Source organism: Microbispora sp. GKU 823 (assembly GCF_002027145.1).
GTDB lineage: Bacteria > Actinomycetota > Actinomycetes > Streptosporangiales > Streptosporangiaceae > Microbispora > Microbispora siamensis.
In genome coordinates, this window is the sequence record NZ_MWJN01000014.1 from 38,374 (window position 1) to 55,729 (window position 17,356).

Here is a 17,356-nt window from a genome sequence, read left to right on the forward strand (position 1 = left end):
CCCCCCGGGGCCGCCCCGCGACCGAGACGAAAGGAACCTCATGCGCAAGCGAGCCCGTCAGGCGATCACCATGGCGATGGCCGGAACCACACTCGTCGCCGGCGCGGCCACCGCCGCGAACGCCTCGGTGATCCCTCAGGCTCCCTCCTCCGCGCCGCTCCCCCGGACGGTGTCCGCCGCCTCACCGGACACCACCCGTCCGGTTCCTGCAGACCCCGCTTCCCTGACCCTGGCCTCCCTGGGCGCCGCCTTCAACGCGACCCTCCGCACGGCGTACGCGGAGATGAAGAAGGCCGCCTCCCTGCCCTCCGGCGTCTCCACCGCCACGTCCTTCTGGGACGGCGAGACCGCGTCGGGCAAGCCGATGCGCTACCGGACCGTCGCCAGCCCCTACTGGCCCCTCGGCACCAAGGTGCGGATCACCTACAAGGGGAAGAGCGCGATCGGCGTCGTCGAGGACTTCGGCCCGGCCGAGTGGGCCGTGGCCCAGCACGACATCCCGGCGATCGTCGACCTGTCCGAGAAGATGATGGCCGACCTGACGGGCGTCGCCTCCAACACCGTCCACGTACGGTTCCAGGTGCTCAAGTGGGGCAAGGGCGGCGTCTACCGCCGCTCAGGAACCGGCTACGACCTGGCCATGGGCCACCGGTGAGATCCCGCCGCCGGTGAACCTCCGATGACGGTGCCCGGCGCCGCTCCGCGTACACTGCGAGCGTGGCTGACCCGAAGTTCGAGATCCAGATGCTTCACGACCGCGTGATGGTCAAGGTTCAGCGGGAGCTTGAGGAGCGGCGCAGCAGCGCGGGCATCGTCATCCCGGCCACGGTCAAGATGGCCAACCGGCTCGTCTGGGGCGAGGTGTGCGGCGCCGGCGCCAGCGTCAGGTCGGTCAAGACCGGCGACAAGGTCCTGTTCAACCCCGAGGACCAGTACGAGGTGGAGGTCCAGGGCCAGCTCTACCTGGTGCTGCGCGAGCGCGACCTGCACGCCGTGGCGACGCAGCAGACCGACCACGGCACCGGCCTCTACCTCTGACCGCCCGGCTCCCGGCCCCCGCCGAGCCCCTTTCACCCCCCCCCAGGTGGACCATGAGCTTCCAGGATGAACTCGTCGAGCTTCGCCGCGCGTTGCACCGGGAGCCGGAGATCGGCCTCGATCTGCCCCGCACGCAGGAGAAGGTGCTCGCGGCGCTCGACGGCCTGCCCCTGGAGATCACCACCGGCGAGCGCCTGTCGTCGGTGACCGCCGTGCTGCGCGGCGGCCGCCCTGGCCCCGCCGTGCTGCTGCGCGCCGACATGGACGCGCTGCCGGTGCACGAGAAGACCGACGTGCCCTACCGGTCGCGCTTCGACGGCCGCATGCACGCCTGCGGCCACGACCTGCACACGGCCATGCTGGTGGGAGCCGCCCGCCTGCTCAGCGAGCGGCGCGCCGACCTCGCCGGAGACGTGGTGCTGATGTTCCAGCCCGGCGAGGAGGGCCAGGAGGGCGCCCGGCTGATGATCGAGGAGGGCGTGCTCGACGCGGCCGGGGCTCGGCCCGTCGCCGCGTACGGCATGCACGTCTTCTCGACCACGATCCCGCGCGGGCTGTTCCTGACCAAGGGCGGGCCCGTGCTCGCCGCGGCCGACACGCTGACCGTGACCGTGCGCGGCAGGGGCGGCCACGGGTCCTCCCCGCACCGCGCCCTCGACCCGATCCCGGCGGCGTGCGAGATCGTGACGGCCCTGCAGACCCACGTCACGCGCGGCTACGACGTGTTCGACCCCGTCGTGGTGACCGTCGGCAGCTTCCACGCCGGCACCACCGACAACGTGATCCCGGACGAGGCCGTCTTCGAGGCCACCGTGCGCACGTTCTCGACCGGCTCGCGCGACCGCATCAGGGAGGGCCTGGTCCGGCTCGCCCGCGGCATCGGGGAGGCGCACGGCCTCACCGTCGACTGCGCGTTCGGCCTCGGCTATCCCGTCACCGTGAACAACGACGCCGAGGCGGAGTTCGCCGCCCGCACGGTGCGTGAGGCCCTCGGCGAGGACCGCTACTTCCCGCTGCCCACCCCGGCGACCGGCTCGGAGGACTTCTCGTACGTGCTGGAGCAGGTGCCGGGGGCGTTCCTCGTGGTCGGCGCCTGCCCGCCCGGCCGGGACCTCGCCACGGCCCCGGCCAACCACTCCGCGGCGGCGGAGTTCGACGACGCCATCCTGTCCGACGGCGCGACGCTGCTCAGCGAGCTCGCGATCCGGAGGCTGGCCCGCGGCTGACGGTCAGCTCAGGAGTTCGCGGGCCTTCTGGACCAGGTCGACGCCCAGAGTCAGCCGGACCGACACCCAGACGATGGCCCCGGCGCAGAGCAGGGTGAGCGCGCTCGCGACGATGCGGACGAACCAGTTCTGCCGCTTGAGCCAGTCGGTCGCCGCCCTGACCCTGTCCTTGGCGAACTCCAGCAGCCGGGACGCCCAGGGGAACTCCGTGGCCAGGACCGCGAGCCCGGCGAAGACCACCAGCCAGCCCGGCCCCGGGAAGGGCACCATGATCAGGCCGGTGACCACGAGGGCGGTGCCGATCACCCCGATGACGATCCGCAGCGTCAGCCGGCCGGCCGGAGTCGCGCGGACCCGGTCGAGCCAGCCCGGCGAATCGTCGGTCCCTTCCTGTCCACCCGTACGACTGTCCTCAGCCGTCGCCACACGGCTCACCCCCATTCGCTGCCCACGATAGCCAGCGGACGACCGCGGCGGCGATCGGCGGCTTCACGCGTCCCCGAGGCAGGCGGCGGTCTGCTCGGCGATCTCCAGTTCCTCGTTGGTGGGCACCACCAGCACCGTCACCTCGGCGCCCTCCGGGGAGACCACCCTGGCCTCCGCCGACTCCGCGGCGTTGCGGCCGGGGTCGATCTCGATGCCGAGCCGGGTGAGCCCGGTCGTCGCGAGCGCGCGGACGCGGGGGCTGTTCTCCCCCACCCCGCCGGTGAAGACGAGGGCGTCCACGTGGCCGAGCGCCGCGTAGTAGGCGCCGATGTAGGCCCGCACACGGTAGCCGTAGACGTCGAGCGCGAGCCGGGCGTCCTCGTCGCCGGAGTCGGCCAGCCGCCAGACCTCCCGCATGTCGTTGGCGCCGCACATGCCGAGCAGGCCGCTCTCCTTGTTGAGCGCCGCGTCGACGCCGGCGAGGTCCATTCCGGCGACCCGGCCGAGATAGGCGCCCAGAGCGGGGTCGACGTCCCCGGAGCGGGTGCCCATCACCAGCCCGGCGAGCGGGGTGATGCCCATCGAGGTGTCCACGCTGCGCCCGCACCGCACCGCCGTCGCGCTCGCGCCGTTGCCGAGGTGCAGCACGATCGAGTTCACCTCGTCGTACGGCCGGCCGAGCAGCGCGGCCGCCCGGCGGGAGACGTACGCCGTTGAGGTGCCGTGGAAGCCGTAGCGGCGCACGCCGAGCTTGCGGGTCCACTCGCGGGGGGACGGCGTAGGTGTGCGCGTGGGGCGGGATCGTGCCGTGGAAGGCGGTGTCGAAGACGGCGACGTGCGGCAGGCCGGGGAAGGCCCGCCGGGCGACCCGGATGCCCTCCAGGTTGGCCGGGTTGTGCAGCGGCGCGAGCGGCGCGATCTCCTCGATGGCCCGCTCGACCTCGTCGTCGATCAGCACCGGCGTTACGAACCGGCTGCCGCCGTGGACGACCCGGTGGCCCACGGCGGTCACGCGGTCGAGCGGCGGCCCGTGCTCGGCGAAGGCCGCGAGCACCGCCTTCAGCCCCTCCTCGTGGTCGGCCACCCGGCGCTCGGTCCGTACGCCGTCGTGGGCGAGCACGCTCTCGTCCTCGCCGATGCGCTCGATCAGCCCGCCGGCCACGGCCCGGCCCGTCCCCATGTCGATGAGGCGGTACTTGATGGACGACGACCCCGTGTTCACGGACGAGGACCTGCCCGCTCACTGTCTCTCCTCCCGCGCCTGCGCGCTCACCGTGTCTCCCCGTGCGCCTGCGCCTGGATGGCCGTGATCGCCACGGTGTTGACGATGTCGCCCACGGTCGCGCCGCGGGACAGGTCGTTGACCGGCTTGCGCAGGCCCTGCAGGACCGGCCCGATCGCGACCGCGCCGGCGCTGCGCTGCACGGCCTTGTAGAGGTTGTTGCCCGTGTTGAGGTCGGGCACCACGAACACCGTCGCCCGCCCGGCCACCGGGCTGCCGGGCATCTTGGTCCGCGCCACGCTCGGCTCGGCGGCGGCGTCGTACTGGATCGGGCCCTCGACGGGCAGGTCCGGCCGCAGCTCGCGGACCCGCGCGGTGGCCTCGCGCACCTTGTCCACCTCGGGCCCTGCGCCGGACTCGCCGGTCGAGTACGACAGCATGGCCACGCGCGGCTCGACCCCGAACCTGGCGGCCGTGGCGGCCGACGAGATCGCGATGTCGGCGAGCTGGGCGGCCGTGGGGTCGGGGACGACGGCGCAGTCGCCGTACACGAGGACGCGGTCGGCCAGGCACATGAAGAACACGCTGGACACGACGCCCACGCCCGGCGAGGTCTTGATGATCTCGAACGAGGGCCTGATCGTGTGGGCGGTGGTGTGCGCCGCGCCGGAGACCATGCCGTCGGCCAGCCCGAGATGGACCATCATCGTGCCGAAGTAGGAGACGTCGGTGACGATGTCGCGGGCCTGCCCGACGGTCACGCCCTTGTGCGCGCGCAGCCGGGCGTACTCCTCGGCGAACAGCTCGCGCAGCTCCGCGTCGAACGGGCTGACCACGCGGGCGCCGTCGACGGCCAGGCCCATCGTGGCCGCCGCCAGCCGGATCTCCCGCTCGTCGCCCAGCAGGGTCAGCTCGGCCACGCCCCGGCGCAGCAGGCTGTCGGCCGCGCGCAGGATCCGCGGCTCGGCGCCCTCCGGCAGCACGATGTGCCTGCGGTCGGCGCGGGCCCGGTCCAGCAGGTCGTACTCGAACATGAGCGGGGTGATCGCCGCGGCCTTGGTGACCTGCAGGTTGCGCAGCAGCGCCCCGGCGTCGACGTGCTCGGCGAAGACCCCGAGCGCGGTGTCGATCTTGCCCTTGGCATCCGGGCTGAACCGGCCCTCGGCCTTCGACAGCTTGGTCGCGGTCTCGAACGTGCCGCCGCCGGTCGTGATGATCGGCAGCCGGATGTCCATGCCCTTCAGCAGGCGGACGACCGCGTCGGGCAGCTCCAGCCCGCCGTTGAGAATGATCGCCGACAGGGCGGGGAACGTGGGGGCCTTGTGCGCGGCCAGCAGCCCCGGCACCAGCGCGGCGGCCCGGTCGGCGGGGACGACGACCGCCAGGCCCTCGGTGAGGCGCTCCAGGATGTTCGGCAGCGACATCGCGCCGATCATCAGCCCGCCCGTCTCCCGGCCGAGCTGGTCGGCGTCGCCCATGAACAGGTCGCCGTCGCAGGCGGCCATCAGGTCGCTGACCGTCGGCGCGGACAGCCGCCGCACCTCCGGCAGGACGTACGCGGGGACGCGGGCGGCGACCTCCTCCACCAGGCCGGGGGCGACCCGCGTGACGACCGTGGCCAGCTCGGTGGCGTGCCGTTCGGCCAGCTCCTTGCGCGACATCTCCACCGCCGCGGCGATCTCGTCCGGGGTGCGGTCGAGCCCGGTCACCACGTTCATCACCGGTGTGCCGAGGTTGGCGGCGAGCTCGGCGTTGAACACGAACTCGGTGGGCGCGCCACGTCGGTGTAGTCCGTACCGATCACCACGACCGCGTCGCACCGCCCGGCGAGCGCCCGGTAGCGGGCCAGGATCTCCCCCGCCGCGCGCTCCTCGTCGGCGTGCACCTCCTCGTAGGTGACACCGGTGCACATGGCGTACGGCAGGCCGATCCCGAAGCGGCCGCGCGCGGTGTTGACCAGGCTGTCCTCGCGGCCTGGCCGGACGACCGGCCGGAACACGCCGACCGTGCCCACCTGTCGGGTCAGCAGTTCGATCATGCCGAGGGCGATCGTGCCCTTGTTGCTCCTCGCGTCGCCGGCCGCGACGTAAACCCCGATCGCCATCGCGCAGTCACCCCTGTCCCGGCGCGGCCCGACGGCCCGCCCAGGCAAGGCTATGCGAAGGGCCCCACGGACATACGAGTCGAACGTCACATCTGTAGGGCCTTTTCCCACCAGTCGTGTGCTCTCACAGGCCCGGCGGGAAGTCCGCCGCAATCCTGCGGCGAGAACCCCACGTCCCCTTCGAGGTGAGGCGGGCCGTCAACCTCGGTGGTCCGAGCCGACGAGTCGAGTTCGTCCGCTCGCCGGAGGTCCTTCGGACGGCCTATGGCGCGACGCATCCGGATGAGGTCTTCCCGGGTGACGTAGCGAACCTCCAGGCCACCCGGGCCGGCCGCGGTGATCGCCCTGTCGAGGATCTCCCGGACGCGAAGGTCGCCCCAGGGAAGCGCTGGGGTACAGCAGTCGCCGCCGGCTCCGGGTGAGGTGAACTGCACTTTGGGGCGGAGCAGGGCATCCGGATGAGTCGCCATGGGAGTGCCCTTCTCGTCGGCGAGTCGGGCGCCGACGGAGACGAAGGCGGCCGCCAGGGCCGGGGCGTGGGCAGGCGCGCCGTCCCAGAGCAGATCCAGATCGCCGGTCAGTTCGGTGGACCCGTGCATGATGCCCGCGACCTGCCCGATCACCACGGCTCGGACGCCATGGCGATGAAGGGCTTCGAGCAGAGGAAACGGATCGAACCCGAGGGCGCCGTCCGTGCCGATCGTGCCGACGTCGTCGTCGGCGTCCTCGTGGCCCAGGCCGGTGCCCGCCCGGTTCGAAGCGAGTTCACGCGTGCGCTGAGCGGCGGCGCGCAGTCGTTCCAGCGGTTCGTCGATCATCCGGTTCATGCAACACCCGGCCGCGCTCAGAGCGCACGCGATTATCCCCGAGTGCGGTGGGGCGGATGTCGGACGGGCCGTACGGATGGGCTGGGTTGCGGCTCATCCGTACAGCCGTTGTCGTGCTATCTCACGAGGCGGTGCAGGTCACGGGCGACGGGACGGCGTTGGTGCCGTTCCAGCTCGCCTGGAAGCCGAACGTGGTGGACGCCCCGGAGCCGACCGAGCCGTTGTAGCTCACGTTGGTGACCGTGACGTTCGCCCCGGACTGACTGACCGTGCCGTTCCAGAGCTGGCTGATCGTCTGACCGTTCGCGAAGGCCCACTTGACGCTCCAGCCGCTGATCGAGGCGCTGCCCGTGTTCTTCACCGTGACCTCGCCCTGGAAGCCGCCCGGCCACTGGTTGACCACCTTGTACGTCGCCGAGCACCCCTTGCCGCCCGACGGGCTCGCCGAGGGCGACGGGCTCGGGGACGGGCTGGCGGACGGCGACGGGCTGGGCGACGGACTCGCGGACGGCGACGCCGACGGGCTCGGGGACGGCGACTTCGACGGAGAGGCCGAGGGCGACGCGGACGGGGACGCCGACGGCGAAGCGGACGGCGACGGCGAAGGGGAGGTTCCGCCGTTGCGGTCGCCGTAGATGATGCCCCGGCCGTTGGTGCCGAGGTAGACCCGGCCGTAGATCCGCGGGTCGCCGGTCAGGGCCTCGCCCGCGTTGCCGTACTGGTGCTGGTCGTCGTTGACGCGCACCCAGCTCGCGCCGGTGTCGTCGGACCGGAACAGGCCCTGCACGCCGTCCACGGTCCCCATCAGGTAGAGGGCCTGGTACGTCTTGCCGGGCGCCGCCTTGCCGAAGCCGATGTTGATCGAGCTGCTGACGTTCGACAGCTTGGTGAACGAGGCGCCGGAGTCGGTGGAGTGCCACAGGCCGCCCTCGCCGGCCAGCCAGACGTCGCCCTCCTTGCCGGGCAGCGCCTTGAAGTGCACGCCGGTCGTGGGCAGCCCGGTCGCCGCTGTGGCGCCGAAGCTCGCGCCGCCGTTGGTGCTCACGTAGAACTTGCCGCCGGAGAAGGCGTAGAACTTCTGCGCGTTCACCCGGTCGGACTCGACGATCGCGTTGGCCGGTACGCCGCTGGAGGCGGTCCAGCTGTTGCCGTAGCCGACGGAGTAGACGACCTGCTGGCCGGAGTCGCCCGGCGCCCAGACGAAGCGGCTGCCGTCTGCCGCCGCCGCGACGGTGCCGCCGCTGTTGATCCCGCCGGGCTCGGTGCCCTGGAACCAGTTGGCCCCGCCGTCGGTGGAGAACGCCACGTGGCTGTCGTTCGGGCGATCGGAGTCGGTGAAGTTGCCGGCCCGGACCATCACGCTCGGGTTGGTCTCGGCGTAGTCGAGCGAGGTCGTGGAGGTGAAGACGGGCTGGGTGAACATCATGGACGGCACGGCGTCGAGGTTGGTGTGCCGGAAGCCGCCGATGTCGCCGAGCGCGCTGACCAGCGGGGCGCCGCTGGGCGGGCTGATCAGGTCGAGTACGGCGGTCTCCTCCAGGCCCTTCACCATCGGCTTGAGCGTGAACTGGCCGCCCGAGTCCCACTTCGTGAGGTCGGTGGTGCCGTAGATCGTCGCGCCGGTGCCGTACATCATCCGGTCGGAGTCGAACGGGTCGATCTCCACCGACTCGTTCATCCAGCCGAGCTTGGGCGTGACCTCGGGCGGCTGGGGGTTCGTGCCGAAGGTCAGCCACGGAGCGGCGGAGATGTCCATCTTGTAGCGGAAGCTACGGTTCGGGTAGGACGTCCAGTCCCAGATGCGGGTCCAGGTCGCGCCGCTGTCGGTGCTCCTGAAGAAGATCGCGTCGGGCCACCAGGAGACCTGGGTGGCGACCATGATCGTGCCGGGGTGCTGCCGGTCGATGGTCAGGCCGCTGTAGCCGAAGTAGTCGTCGGAGCTGCTGGACGGGATCGGGCTGATCTGGGTCCAGGTGCCGGTGGCGGTGGCATAGCGCCACACGTCGCCCTTGGCGCCGTCGTACGGGCCGCCGGTGTCGCTCGTGGCGATGTAGAGGTAGCCGTTGGTCGTGTCGAGCACGCCCTTGTGGGCGATGTAGCCGGTCGGCTGGCCGGCGACCCGCTCCCAGGAGGTGCCGCCGTTGGTGGTGCGGTAGACGGTGTTGTCCTTGTCGGCCACGCCCACGTAGATGGTCTGGGTGGCGTTGCCCGAGGTGCCGGTCCGCTTGTCGTAGGTCACCCAGACGACGCCCTGGATGTCACCCTGGTAGTCGTCGGTGCCCGCGCGGTAGTTGCCGACGTTGGGGAAGTTCGTCACCTTCGACCAGGTCGCGCCGGAGTCGGTGCTCCGCCACAGGCCGTTGCCGCTGGGCGCGCCGAAGTAGAGGATGCTGTTCTTGTTCGGGTCCACCGCGAGCCGCTCGCCCATGCCGCGGCCGGGCATGTTGCCGCCCAGCTTGAACGGCAGCGGGCTCACCTGCCAGGTGTCGCCCTTGTTCGACGAGCGCAGGATCGCGCCATTGTTGGGGTCCCAGCTGTTGGTGTACATGCCGACGGCGGCGTACACCTTGTTGGCGTCCACCGGGTCGGGGGCGATGCTGGCGACGCCGTTGTAACCCCAGTTGGACTGCCCGACCCAGTCGAGCAGCGGTGTCCAGGTCTGGGAGGACTGGTTCCAGCGGTACGCGCCGCCGATGTCGGTGCGCGCGTAGATCAGGTCCTTCTGGACGGGGCTGAAGACGATCCCGGGGACGAAGCCGCCGCCGAGGATCTGCACGTTCTTGAACGTGTACGGGTCGGCCGCGACGGCCGACACGGGGCTCATTCTGATCACGGCCGTGACCAGCGCCACGGCGGCGACCACGAGCATGGTTGCGAATCTTCGCATGGACGGTTTTCCCTCCGAGCACGGACAACCGGCCATGCACGACCAGGTGGGGACCCTGACCGTCCTTCTCCCACGTGCATGGAAATCTGAAGGGAAGATTCACATACCAGGGGAAGCGCCGTCAATAGTTTGGCGTCCAGACAAATTGCAACCGGTTTCACCACGTCCCGGGCACGCACTCCCGTGGAACATAATTCTGGACATGACTACTGCTCTCGTGCTCGGCGGCGGAGGAGTCGCCGGCATCGCCTGGGAGGCGGGGATCGTCACCGGCCTGCGCCGTCACGGCGTGGACCTGGGGACGGCGGACCGGATCATCGGCACCTCGGCCGGGTCGGTCGTCGGCACGCTGGTGGCGACCGGCGCCGACCTGGAGGAGGCGATCGCCCACCAGGCCGAGGTGGACACCGGCCCGCCCCCGGCCATCGACCACATGGACGAGGTCATGCAGGCGTTCGCCATCATGTTCGACCCGAAACTCGACCGGCGGGAGGCCCGGCGCCGGGTCGGTCAGATGGCCCTGGCGGCCAGGGTCGACCACTACGCCGAGCGGCTCGCGGCGGTCGGCGAACGGCTCCCGGTGAAGGAGTGGCCCGAGCGCGAGCTGCTGATCACCAGCGTGGACGCGGCCACCGGCGAGTTCGTCGTGTGGGACCGGTCCTCCGGCGCGCCGCTGGTGCTCGCCGTCGCGTCGAGCTGCGCGGTGCCGATGGTCTTCCCGCCCGTGGAGATCAACGGTCGCAGGTACGTGGACGGCGGGGTCCGCTCGGCGACCAACGCCGACCTCGCGGAGGGCGCCCGCGCGCTCGTGGTGCTCGAACCGCTCGGCAACCTGACCCCCCGGGCCGTCCTCGAGGCCGAGATGGCGAAGGCGGGCGCGGCCGCGTCGTACGTCGTCCACCCCGACACTGCGTCGGTCGCGGTGTTCGGCGAGAACGTCCTCGACCCGGCCCTGTGGGGACCGGCCTTCGCGGCGGGGCTCGACCAGGCCGCCGCCCTCGTCGAGCCGATCGCCGCCGTCTGGTCCTGACGCCTGCCGCGCCGTTGCCCCCGGTGACGCGGTCATGAGCGGGCGGCCGGCGCGGGAGCCCTCCCGCGACGGCCGCCCGATGCCGGGACCGGTCTGTCACCGGCCCTCTTTCTCACGGGCCCTCTTTACTCACCGAGCCTCGGTGACCGCCTTGCTGACCGCGTTGGGGCCGTCGTACTGCCGGTCCGGGATGCGTTCCAGCGCGTCGATGACGTTGTCGTCCGCGCCCTGGTCGCGGGCCGTGCGGATCAGGTCCGACTTGCCGGCCGGGTAGTCGACGCCCTTCAGGTGCTTCTGCATCTGGATCGGGTTCGGTGCGTCGGCCATGACGTGCCTCCCTTCCTCGGTGTTCCTCCTGCTCTCCCTCGCCTACCCGGTCACTCCCCCGTCACTCGGGACTCCGGCGCGTACGTCCCCCGAATGGACTTTGCAGCGCTCTCACCTGCGGTTTTGTCACGATTGGGTATACGGGGGCCAAGTTTGTGAAACGACGAGACCTACGGGTAGCTGGCATCGCGTGCCTGATGCCCAATTGCTGGCCGCACAGGATCTGCGGCTCGACGTCAACGTTCTGGACTACGTGATCCTCGCCCTGTACTTCCTCGTGGTACTGGGAATCGGCTTCGCCGCCAAACGGGCCGTACGGACGAGTCTGGACTTCTTCCTCTCGGGCCGCGCACTCCCCGCCTGGATCACCGGCCTGGCCTTCATGTCCGCCAACCTCGGCGCCACCGAGGTCCTCGGCATGGCGGCGAACGGCGCGCAGTACGGCGCGATGACCCTGCACTACTACTGGATCGGCGCGGTCCCCGCCATGGTGTTCCTCGGCATCGTGATGATGCCGTTCTACTACCGGTCCAAGGTGCACAGCGTCCCGGAGTTCATGCGCCGCCGCTTCAACGGGGCGACCCAGCTGCTCAACGCCGGCACCTTCGCCGTCGCGCAGATCCTCATCGCCGGGATCAACCTGTACGCGCTGGCGCTCATCATGGACGCCATGCTCGGCTGGCCGCTGTGGCTGTCCATCATCGTGTCGGCCGCGATCGTGCTGGCGTACATCACCCTCGGCGGCCTGTCCTCGGCGATCTACAACGAGGTCATGCAGTTCTTCGTGATCGTCGCCGGGCTCGTGCCGGTGGTGATCATCGGCCTGACCCGGGTCGGCGGCTTCTCCGGCCTCGGCGAGAAGGTCAAGCAGAGCGTGCTCGGCGAGGGCGGGCTGCACACCTGGGCGCACACCGCCGGCACCGACAACCCGCTCAACGCCAACTGGATCGGCCTGGTCTTCGGCCTCGGCTTCGTGCTGTCCTTCGGCTACTGGACCACGAACTTCGCCGAGGTCCAGCGCGCGCTGTCGGCCCGCAACACCAACGCCGCCCGGCTGACCCCGATCGTCGCGGCCTATCCGAAGCTCGTGATCCCGATCGTCACCGTGATCCCCGGGCTCGTCGCGGTCGTGCTGTTCGGCAACCTCGGCAAGGACGGCGGGCCGACGTACAACGAGGCGATCCCGCTGCTCATGAACGAGTTCCTGCCCAACGGCGTGCTCGGCGTCGCGGTGACCGGCCTGCTCGCGTCGTTCATGGCCGGCATGGCCGCCAACATCAGCGGCTTCAACACGGTCTTCACCCAGGACATCTGGAAGGCGCACATCAACGGCGACCACCCCGACGAGTGGTACGTGCGGCTCGGCCGTATCGCCACCGTGGTCGGCGTCCTCGCCGGGATCGGCACGGCGTTCATCGCCGCCGGGTTCGGCAACATCATGAACTACCTGCAGTCGCTGTTCTCGTTCTTCAACGCCCCGCTGTTCGCGACGTTCATCATCGGCCTGTTCTGGCGGCGGATGACCGCCTGGGCGGGCTTCTGGGGCCTGCTGAGCGGCACCGTCTGCGCCTTCGCCTCGTACATCCTCTACAAGGCGGGCGTGTTCGACTTCGGCACCGAGCTGAACGCGAGCTTCTGGGGTGCCGGCATCGCCTTCGTGGTCGACGCGATCGTCTCCGTCGTGGTCACGCTCGCCACCACCCCCAAGCCGGAGAGCGAGCTGCGCGGGCTCGTCTACGGCCTGAGCGACGCGTCCGTCGCCGACGACGCGCTGGCGGGAGACACCGCCTGGTACCGCTCCCCCGTGATCCTCGGCGCCGGGGCGGTGGTCCTCGCCGCGGCGTTCTACCTGCCCTTCCTGTAGGAGGTTCGCATGGCCGCCCCGCAACGGCTCTTCGACATCCGCCGCGTGATCGGTGGTCTGTTCCTGGTGTACGGACTGATCCTCACGGTCACCGGGCTGTTCGACAGCGCCCAGGAGATCCAGAAGGCGGAGGGCATCCGCATCAACCTGTGGACGGGCATCGCGATGCTCGTCGTCGGAGGCGCGTTCCTGATCTGGGAACGCCTGCGCCCGTCCGACGGCCCCGCCCCCTCCGACGAGGAGGAGTGAGCCGGCTCTTCCCCGGCTGCGGTCGCACCCGGTGCGACCGCGGCTCTTCTATTCCGGCGATTCGCTGGAGGCCGGGCGGCGGCGCCGGGGCATCCGCAGGGTGAGCAGCCGGGCGCGCGGCGCCACCCGCGCCGCCAGGCCGAACAACGCCTCGGTCCGCGTACGGTCCGCGTCGAGGTGCGTGAACAGGTTGACGCCCAGATAGAAGGTGATCGCGGCGTACGCCACGTCGCGCGGGGGCAGGAGCCGGGCCAGCGGAGAGCCGCCGATCACCCGCTCGAGCGTCTGTTCCACGAAGTCGATCCAGGGGTCGGCCCGCTTGACGATCTCGGCGCGTAGCTCGGGGCGGGCGATGCTGGCGCCGACCAGCTCGGAGAAGAGCGTGATGTGCCCGCCCTCGATGTCGGCTCTGTAGACGCGGGTGGCGGCCTCCACCAGTTCCTCCAGCGTCGTGGCCCCCGCGACGGTCTCCCGGTGAGCCCGCATGCGCTCCTCGGACGAGCGGTCGAGGGCGGCCAGCAGCAGCGGGTCGACGCCGCCGAAGTGGTAGAAGACCAGCGCCGAGTTGACGCCCGCCGCCTTCGCGATCGTCCGGGCGCTCGTGCCCGCGTACCCCTGGGTCTTCAGCGTCTCCGCGGCCGCCTCGATGAGCCGGTCGCGCGTCTCCGCGCCCGAGTCCCGCCGTGTCGTCAACCCGCCTCCCTTGACAGCGCCCTCGATCCTCATCATACGGTTTAATCACTCGATTAAATCCTTCGCTCAAGGAGCACCGTATGGAGTCGGAAAACCCGGGGCGGCCCCGGCTCGTGCTTGTCGTGACGCTGGCCGGGCTGTTCGCCGCCTACCTGCTCTACCAGGTGCTCCACGCGGGCCATCTGGAGCAGACCTCGCTGTTCTACGTGGGGATCCCGGCGGCCATCGCGATCACCGTGGCGATCACGGCGCGGCCGAAGAGCGCCACCGGCATGGCCATGGCCACGATCACGGTCGGGCTCGCGCTGGCCGGGCCGCTGCTCGGCGAGGGCGTCGTCTGCCTGCTGATGTCGGCACCGCTCTTCTACTTCGTCGGCCTGCTCGTGGGCGTCTCGATCGACTACGCGCGCCGCAGGGGCGGGCACGCCGTGGCCGTCGCCGCCCCGCTGCTCCTGGTCGCCCTGCTCGAAGGCGCGACGCCGTTCACCTCGCTGCCGCGCGACGAGGAGGTCACGGCGGTCGCCACGGCGGCGCGGGACACCGACATCGAGGCCGCCCTGGCCCGCCCGCCCGCCTTCGGCCCGGTCACCTCGTCGTTGCTGCGGCTCGGCTTCCCCCGGCCGCTCGGCTCGGAGGGGCGGGGACTCGCCGTCGGGGACACCCGGACGATCACCTTCACGCCCCGGCGGTCCCTCGGGATCAACGCCCCGCTGGAGCCGCGCGCCATGACGCTGCGCGTCGCCGAGCGCGCCCCCGGCCGGGCGGTCTTCCGGGTGGAGCGTGACACGACCCTCGCCCGATGGATGGACCTGCGCGAGGCCGAGTTCCGCTGGCGGGGACGACGCCTCGAAGTGACCTTCCGCTACCGGCGCACCTTCGACCCGGGCTGGTACTTCGGGCCGCTCCAGCGGTACGCCGCGACGCAGGCGGCCGGCTACCTCGCCGCGACCTTCACCTCGTGATCATGGACATGGTGTCCACCGGCCCTGTGACGGCGGACTCCGCGATCGGGCTCCTGCGCGGCGCGGCCCTGTTCGGCCCGCTCGCCGCCGTCCTGGTCGGGGCCGCCGTACGCCGCCCGTCCGAGCGGGCGATCGCCGCCATGATCCTCGCGACGGCCTGGAACCTGCTCGTGCTCGCCCTGGTCAACGTGATCGCGGTGCGGGCCGGCTGGTGGTCCTTCTCCGCCCGGGGCGCGGTGGTGGAGGGCGTCCCGGTGGACCTGCTGCTCGGCTGGGCGCTGCTGTGGGGGGCGCTGCCCGCGCACGCGGCCCGCCGCCTGCCGCTCCCGCTGACCGTCCTCGCGCTCACCTGGCTGGACCTCGCGTTCATGCCCCTGGCCCGTCCGCTCGTACGGCTCGGCGGCGACTGGCTGTACGGCGAGGCGCTCGCGGTGGCGCTCAGCCTGGTGCCCGGCCTCCTGCTCGCCCGCTGGACCACCCGCGGCGTACGCCTGGGCGGGCGGGCCACGCTGCAGGCGGTGCTCGCGGGCGGGCTCATGCTCGGGCTGCCGGTCGCGCTCACCGGGGTGTGGCGGCAGCCCGGCTGGCTCGCGGGCCTCGGCGTCCAGGTGCTGGCCGCGCCGCTGACGCTCGGCCTGGCGGCCGTCCGGGAGTTCGCGGCGGCGGGCGGCACGCCGCTGCCGTACGACGCGCCGCGCCGCCTCGTCACCAGCGGGCCGTACGCGTACGTGCGCAACCCGATGCAGGTGTCGATGACGGCGAGCTACCTGCTCCTGGGCCTGCTGGACGTCCGCTTCCTGGCGGCGGCGGGCGTGACCGTCGCGTACGGCGCCGGGCTCGCGGCCTGGCACGAGGGTGAGCAGCTGGCCGGCCGCTTCGGCGGCGCGTGGGCCGCCTACCGGTCCGCCGTGCCGGCCTGGCTGCCCCGGCTGCGGCCCTCCCCCGCCATGGCGAAGGCGGTCGTCCACGTGTCGGCGACGTGCGGGCAGTGCGCGCCCGTCGGCAGGTGGATCCTGCGCCACGCCCCGGTCGCCCTCCGGGTGCGCCCGGCGGAGGCACATCCCCGGGGCCTGCGCCGGATGACGTACGAGCGCGCGGACGGGCTGCGGGCCGAGGGGGTGGCGGCTCTCGCCCACGCCGCCTCGCACCTCCATCTCGGCTGGGCGCTCGCCGGATGGGCCCTGCTGCTGCCCGGCCTGGGCTGGTTCGCCCAACTGTGCGCCGACGCCTTCGGGGCCGGGCCGCGAAGCGTGCCGTCCTGGCCCGCCGAAAGGGGGACGGACGAGAACGGCTTCACCGAGCCCGCGGACGCGGCAGGCCGGCGCCGCGTCCCGTGACCGGCCGTCGCCCGCGCTTGGAGCGGGCGCGCGTGTCCGTGTGGGCGAGTCAGTGCGGGCGGGCGCCCTGCCCGCGGGCACTCCCGGGGGCGGGCGCCTCGTGAGCCGTGGCCTTCGTGACCACGGCGGGCGCGACCAGCACCGCCGGGATCGAAACCGTCGTCCCGTTGGACACGACGGCCGTGCCGTACACGGTCCTGCCACCCGCGACCTCGACCGCCAGCCTGGCGGCGGCCGACGCCTCGGCCGCGACGTCGGTGCGCACGGTTGCGGTCTGCGTGCCGGCCCTGACACGCCCCAGGGCCGCGGGCCGCCCGCCATGCCCGATCAGCGGCACCCCCCGCCATGCCCGCCCGCGCCATCTCGGCCGCGACGGCCTCCGCCACCGCGTCGCTCGCGCAGCACACGCCCGCCACCTTCGCGGCCCCGCCGAGCGCGGCGACAGCCGCCGCCACCTCGCGTACGGCCTCGTCCGGTCGCGTCAGGTCCCGTTCCCAGCCGATCCTCACCCGGCCGTCGAGCACGGCGTGCAGGGCCCGCTTCACCGTCGCGGCGTACGGGTCCGTGGCGGGGCCGTTGAGGAGCAGCACCGGCCCCGCGCCCTTCAAGGCGCCGAGCAGGGCCAGCGCCTGCTCCCGCCCGACGCGCGCGGGGTCCGTCGCCACGTAGGCGTCCACCGGCCCGTTCGCGAGCCGGTCGTACGCGACGACCTTCGCCCCGGACAGCTTGGCCCTGGCCACCCAGGGGGCGGCGGCCTCGGGATCCACCGCGCCGAGGACCAGGACCCGAACACCGTCGGCCAGCATCCGGCCGATCTGCCGCCCCTGCCTGGCCCGGTCGCCCGCGGCGTTCGCGTACTGGACATAGCAGCGCGGGCAGAGGGACGACAGGGCCCGCGTGAACAGAGGCCGGTCGGGTCCCTCGCCGGGGAGCAATAGGCCGACGGTGAAGCCGTCCCGCACGTCGCCGACCGCTCCGAGTTCCGCTCCCGGCTGCCGTCCGCCCTGTCCGCAGGCGGGAAGGGACATCAGGAGAAGCACGCAGACGCCCGCCAGTCGTCTCCCCACGGGGCACCCCCGATTCGTTGCGGAGCCACGTTTCGCAGAGCCGTCTTGTGGAGCGATGTCGCCTCACCTGTCACATACCCTGACATAGGCCCCATAA

General features: G+C 71.9%; 17 protein-coding genes and 2 pseudogenes. 8 read left to right on the plus strand and 11 right to left on the minus strand.

Features of this window, described 5'->3' with window-relative positions; all coding sequences use genetic code 11:
- Positions 1-40: 40 nt before the first annotated feature.
- The 3 genes from B1L11_RS10460 to B1L11_RS10470 all read left to right on the plus strand — a co-directional run bounded on the left by B1L11_RS10460 (position 41) and on the right by B1L11_RS10470 (position 2,264).
- Entirely contained in the window at positions 41-655 is a 615-nt protein-coding gene (locus B1L11_RS10460) for a hypothetical protein (protein ID WP_079314293.1), read from the plus strand.
- Between the two features lie 62 nt (positions 656-717).
- Positions 718-1,038: a co-chaperone GroES gene (locus B1L11_RS10465; RefSeq protein ID WP_079314294.1), complete on the plus strand. Its 321-nt coding sequence runs from the start codon at positions 718-720 to the stop codon at positions 1,036-1,038.
- Between the two features lie 53 nt (positions 1,039-1,091).
- A complete protein-coding gene (locus B1L11_RS10470) occupies positions 1,092-2,264 on the plus strand; it encodes a M20 family metallopeptidase (RefSeq protein ID WP_079314295.1) in 1,173 nt (390 codons plus the stop codon).
- A gap of 3 nt (positions 2,265-2,267) precedes the next feature.
- On the opposite strand, the gene B1L11_RS10475 is transcribed toward B1L11_RS10470, so the two are convergent.
- From B1L11_RS10475 to B1L11_RS10495, 7 genes and pseudogenes are all read right to left on the minus strand, one after another.
- Positions 2,268-2,690, minus strand: a complete 423-nt coding sequence (locus B1L11_RS10475; RefSeq protein ID WP_256862398.1) for a TIGR02611 family protein — start codon at positions 2,688-2,690, stop codon at positions 2,268-2,270.
- A gap of 63 nt (positions 2,691-2,753) precedes the next feature.
- Positions 2,754-3,434: a hypothetical protein gene (locus B1L11_RS53820; protein WP_306291626.1), complete on the minus strand. Its 681-nt coding sequence runs from the start codon at positions 3,432-3,434 to the stop codon at positions 2,754-2,756.
- 76 nt (positions 3,435-3,510) lie between these two features.
- Positions 3,511-3,870 (minus strand): annotated as a pseudogene (locus B1L11_RS53825) (acetate kinase); the annotation flags it as partial.
- A gap of 89 nt (positions 3,871-3,959) precedes the next feature.
- Entirely contained in the window at positions 3,960-5,672 is a 1,713-nt protein-coding gene (gene pta / locus B1L11_RS10485) for a phosphate acetyltransferase (protein WP_306291627.1), read from the minus strand.
- Positions 5,630-6,016 (minus strand): AAA family ATPase, encoded by a 387-nt coding sequence (locus B1L11_RS53830; protein WP_306291628.1) that lies wholly within the window; start codon positions 6,014-6,016, stop codon positions 5,630-5,632. Before B1L11_RS53830 ends, pta begins: the two co-directional genes overlap by 43 nt.
- An 86-nt stretch (positions 6,017-6,102) precedes the next feature.
- Positions 6,103-6,843 (minus strand): hypothetical protein, encoded by a 741-nt coding sequence (locus B1L11_RS10490; RefSeq protein ID WP_179155072.1) that lies wholly within the window; start codon positions 6,841-6,843, stop codon positions 6,103-6,105.
- A 121-nt stretch (positions 6,844-6,964) separates the two neighbouring features.
- Positions 6,965-9,730 (minus strand): cellulose binding domain-containing protein, encoded by a 2,766-nt coding sequence (locus B1L11_RS10495; protein ID WP_079314297.1) that lies wholly within the window; start codon positions 9,728-9,730, stop codon positions 6,965-6,967.
- A gap of 202 nt (positions 9,731-9,932) precedes the next feature.
- Between B1L11_RS10495 and B1L11_RS10500 the strand changes: the two genes are divergently transcribed.
- A complete protein-coding gene (locus B1L11_RS10500; protein WP_079314298.1) occupies positions 9,933-10,760 on the plus strand; it encodes a patatin-like phospholipase family protein in 828 nt (275 codons plus the stop codon).
- Between the two features lie 129 nt (positions 10,761-10,889).
- Here B1L11_RS10500 and B1L11_RS10505 read toward each other — a convergent pair whose 3' ends face one another.
- The gene (locus B1L11_RS10505; protein ID WP_079314299.1) at positions 10,890-11,087 is read right to left on the minus strand and encodes a DUF2795 domain-containing protein; all 198 of its coding nucleotides are present in this window, start codon (positions 11,085-11,087) and stop codon (positions 10,890-10,892) included.
- Between the two features lie 190 nt (positions 11,088-11,277).
- Here B1L11_RS10505 and B1L11_RS10510 point away from each other — a divergent pair, with 190 nt between their 5' ends.
- Positions 11,278-12,951 carry a sodium:solute symporter family protein gene (locus B1L11_RS10510; RefSeq protein ID WP_256862399.1) on the plus strand — a complete coding sequence of 558 codons (1,674 nt, stop codon included), beginning with the start codon at positions 11,278-11,280 and terminating at the stop codon, positions 12,949-12,951.
- A 9-nt stretch (positions 12,952-12,960) separates the two neighbouring features.
- The gene (locus B1L11_RS10515) at positions 12,961-13,200 is read left to right on the plus strand and encodes a hypothetical protein (protein ID WP_079314301.1); all 240 of its coding nucleotides are present in this window, start codon (positions 12,961-12,963) and stop codon (positions 13,198-13,200) included.
- 48 nt (positions 13,201-13,248) lie between these two features.
- Here B1L11_RS10515 and B1L11_RS10520 read toward each other — a convergent pair whose 3' ends face one another.
- Positions 13,249-13,926 carry a TetR/AcrR family transcriptional regulator gene (locus B1L11_RS10520; RefSeq protein ID WP_079314340.1) on the minus strand — a complete coding sequence of 226 codons (678 nt, stop codon included), beginning with the start codon at positions 13,924-13,926 and terminating at the stop codon, positions 13,249-13,251.
- 47 nt (positions 13,927-13,973) lie between these two features.
- Here B1L11_RS10520 and B1L11_RS10525 point away from each other — a divergent pair, with 47 nt between their 5' ends.
- Positions 13,974-14,855 (plus strand): hypothetical protein, encoded by an 882-nt coding sequence (locus tag B1L11_RS10525; protein WP_079314302.1) that lies wholly within the window; start codon positions 13,974-13,976, stop codon positions 14,853-14,855.
- Positions 14,856-14,857: 2 nt separating this feature from the next.
- Positions 14,858-16,192, plus strand: coding sequence for an isoprenylcysteine carboxylmethyltransferase family protein (locus tag B1L11_RS10530; protein WP_256862400.1), 1,335 nt, complete (start codon positions 14,858-14,860; stop codon positions 16,190-16,192).
- Positions 16,193-16,241: 49 nt separating this feature from the next.
- Here the strand turns inward: B1L11_RS10530 and B1L11_RS46690 are convergent, their stop codons facing one another.
- Together B1L11_RS46690 and B1L11_RS54685 are read right to left on the minus strand one after the other, a co-directional pair.
- Entirely contained in the window at positions 16,242-16,457 is a 216-nt protein-coding gene (locus B1L11_RS46690; RefSeq protein ID WP_179155070.1) for a hypothetical protein, read from the minus strand.
- A 133-nt stretch (positions 16,458-16,590) separates the two neighbouring features.
- Positions 16,591-17,220: pseudogene (locus B1L11_RS54685) on the minus strand (substrate-binding domain-containing protein); the annotation flags it as partial.
- Positions 17,221-17,356: the final 136 nt, after the last annotated feature.

Coding starts and splice junctions, on each gene's coding strand:
- B1L11_RS10460 (WP_079314293.1), top strand. CDS start 41: ATGCGCAAGCGAGCCCGTCAGGCGATCACCATGGCGATGGCCGGAACC.
- B1L11_RS10470 (WP_079314295.1), top strand. CDS start 1,092: ATGAGCTTCCAGGATGAACTCGTCGAGCTTCGCCGCGCGTTGCACCGG.
- B1L11_RS53830 (WP_306291628.1), bottom strand. CDS start 6,016: ATGGCGATCGGGGTTTACGTCGCGGCCGGCGACGCGAGGAGCAACAAG.
- B1L11_RS10490 (WP_179155072.1), bottom strand. CDS start 6,843: ATGAACCGGATGATCGACGAACCGCTGGAACGACTGCGCGCCGCCGCT.
- B1L11_RS10495 (WP_079314297.1), bottom strand. CDS start 9,730: ATGCGAAGATTCGCAACCATGCTCGTGGTCGCCGCCGTGGCGCTGGTC.
- B1L11_RS10500 (WP_079314298.1), top strand. CDS start 9,933: ATGACTACTGCTCTCGTGCTCGGCGGCGGAGGAGTCGCCGGCATCGCC.
- B1L11_RS10505 (WP_079314299.1), bottom strand. CDS start 11,087: ATGGCCGACGCACCGAACCCGATCCAGATGCAGAAGCACCTGAAGGGC.
- B1L11_RS10515 (WP_079314301.1), top strand. CDS start 12,961: ATGGCCGCCCCGCAACGGCTCTTCGACATCCGCCGCGTGATCGGTGGT.
- B1L11_RS10520 (WP_079314340.1), bottom strand. CDS start 13,926: ATGAGGATCGAGGGCGCTGTCAAGGGAGGCGGGTTGACGACACGGCGG.
- B1L11_RS10525 (WP_079314302.1), top strand. CDS start 13,974: ATGGAGTCGGAAAACCCGGGGCGGCCCCGGCTCGTGCTTGTCGTGACG.
- B1L11_RS10530 (WP_256862400.1), top strand. CDS start 14,858: ATGGACATGGTGTCCACCGGCCCTGTGACGGCGGACTCCGCGATCGGG.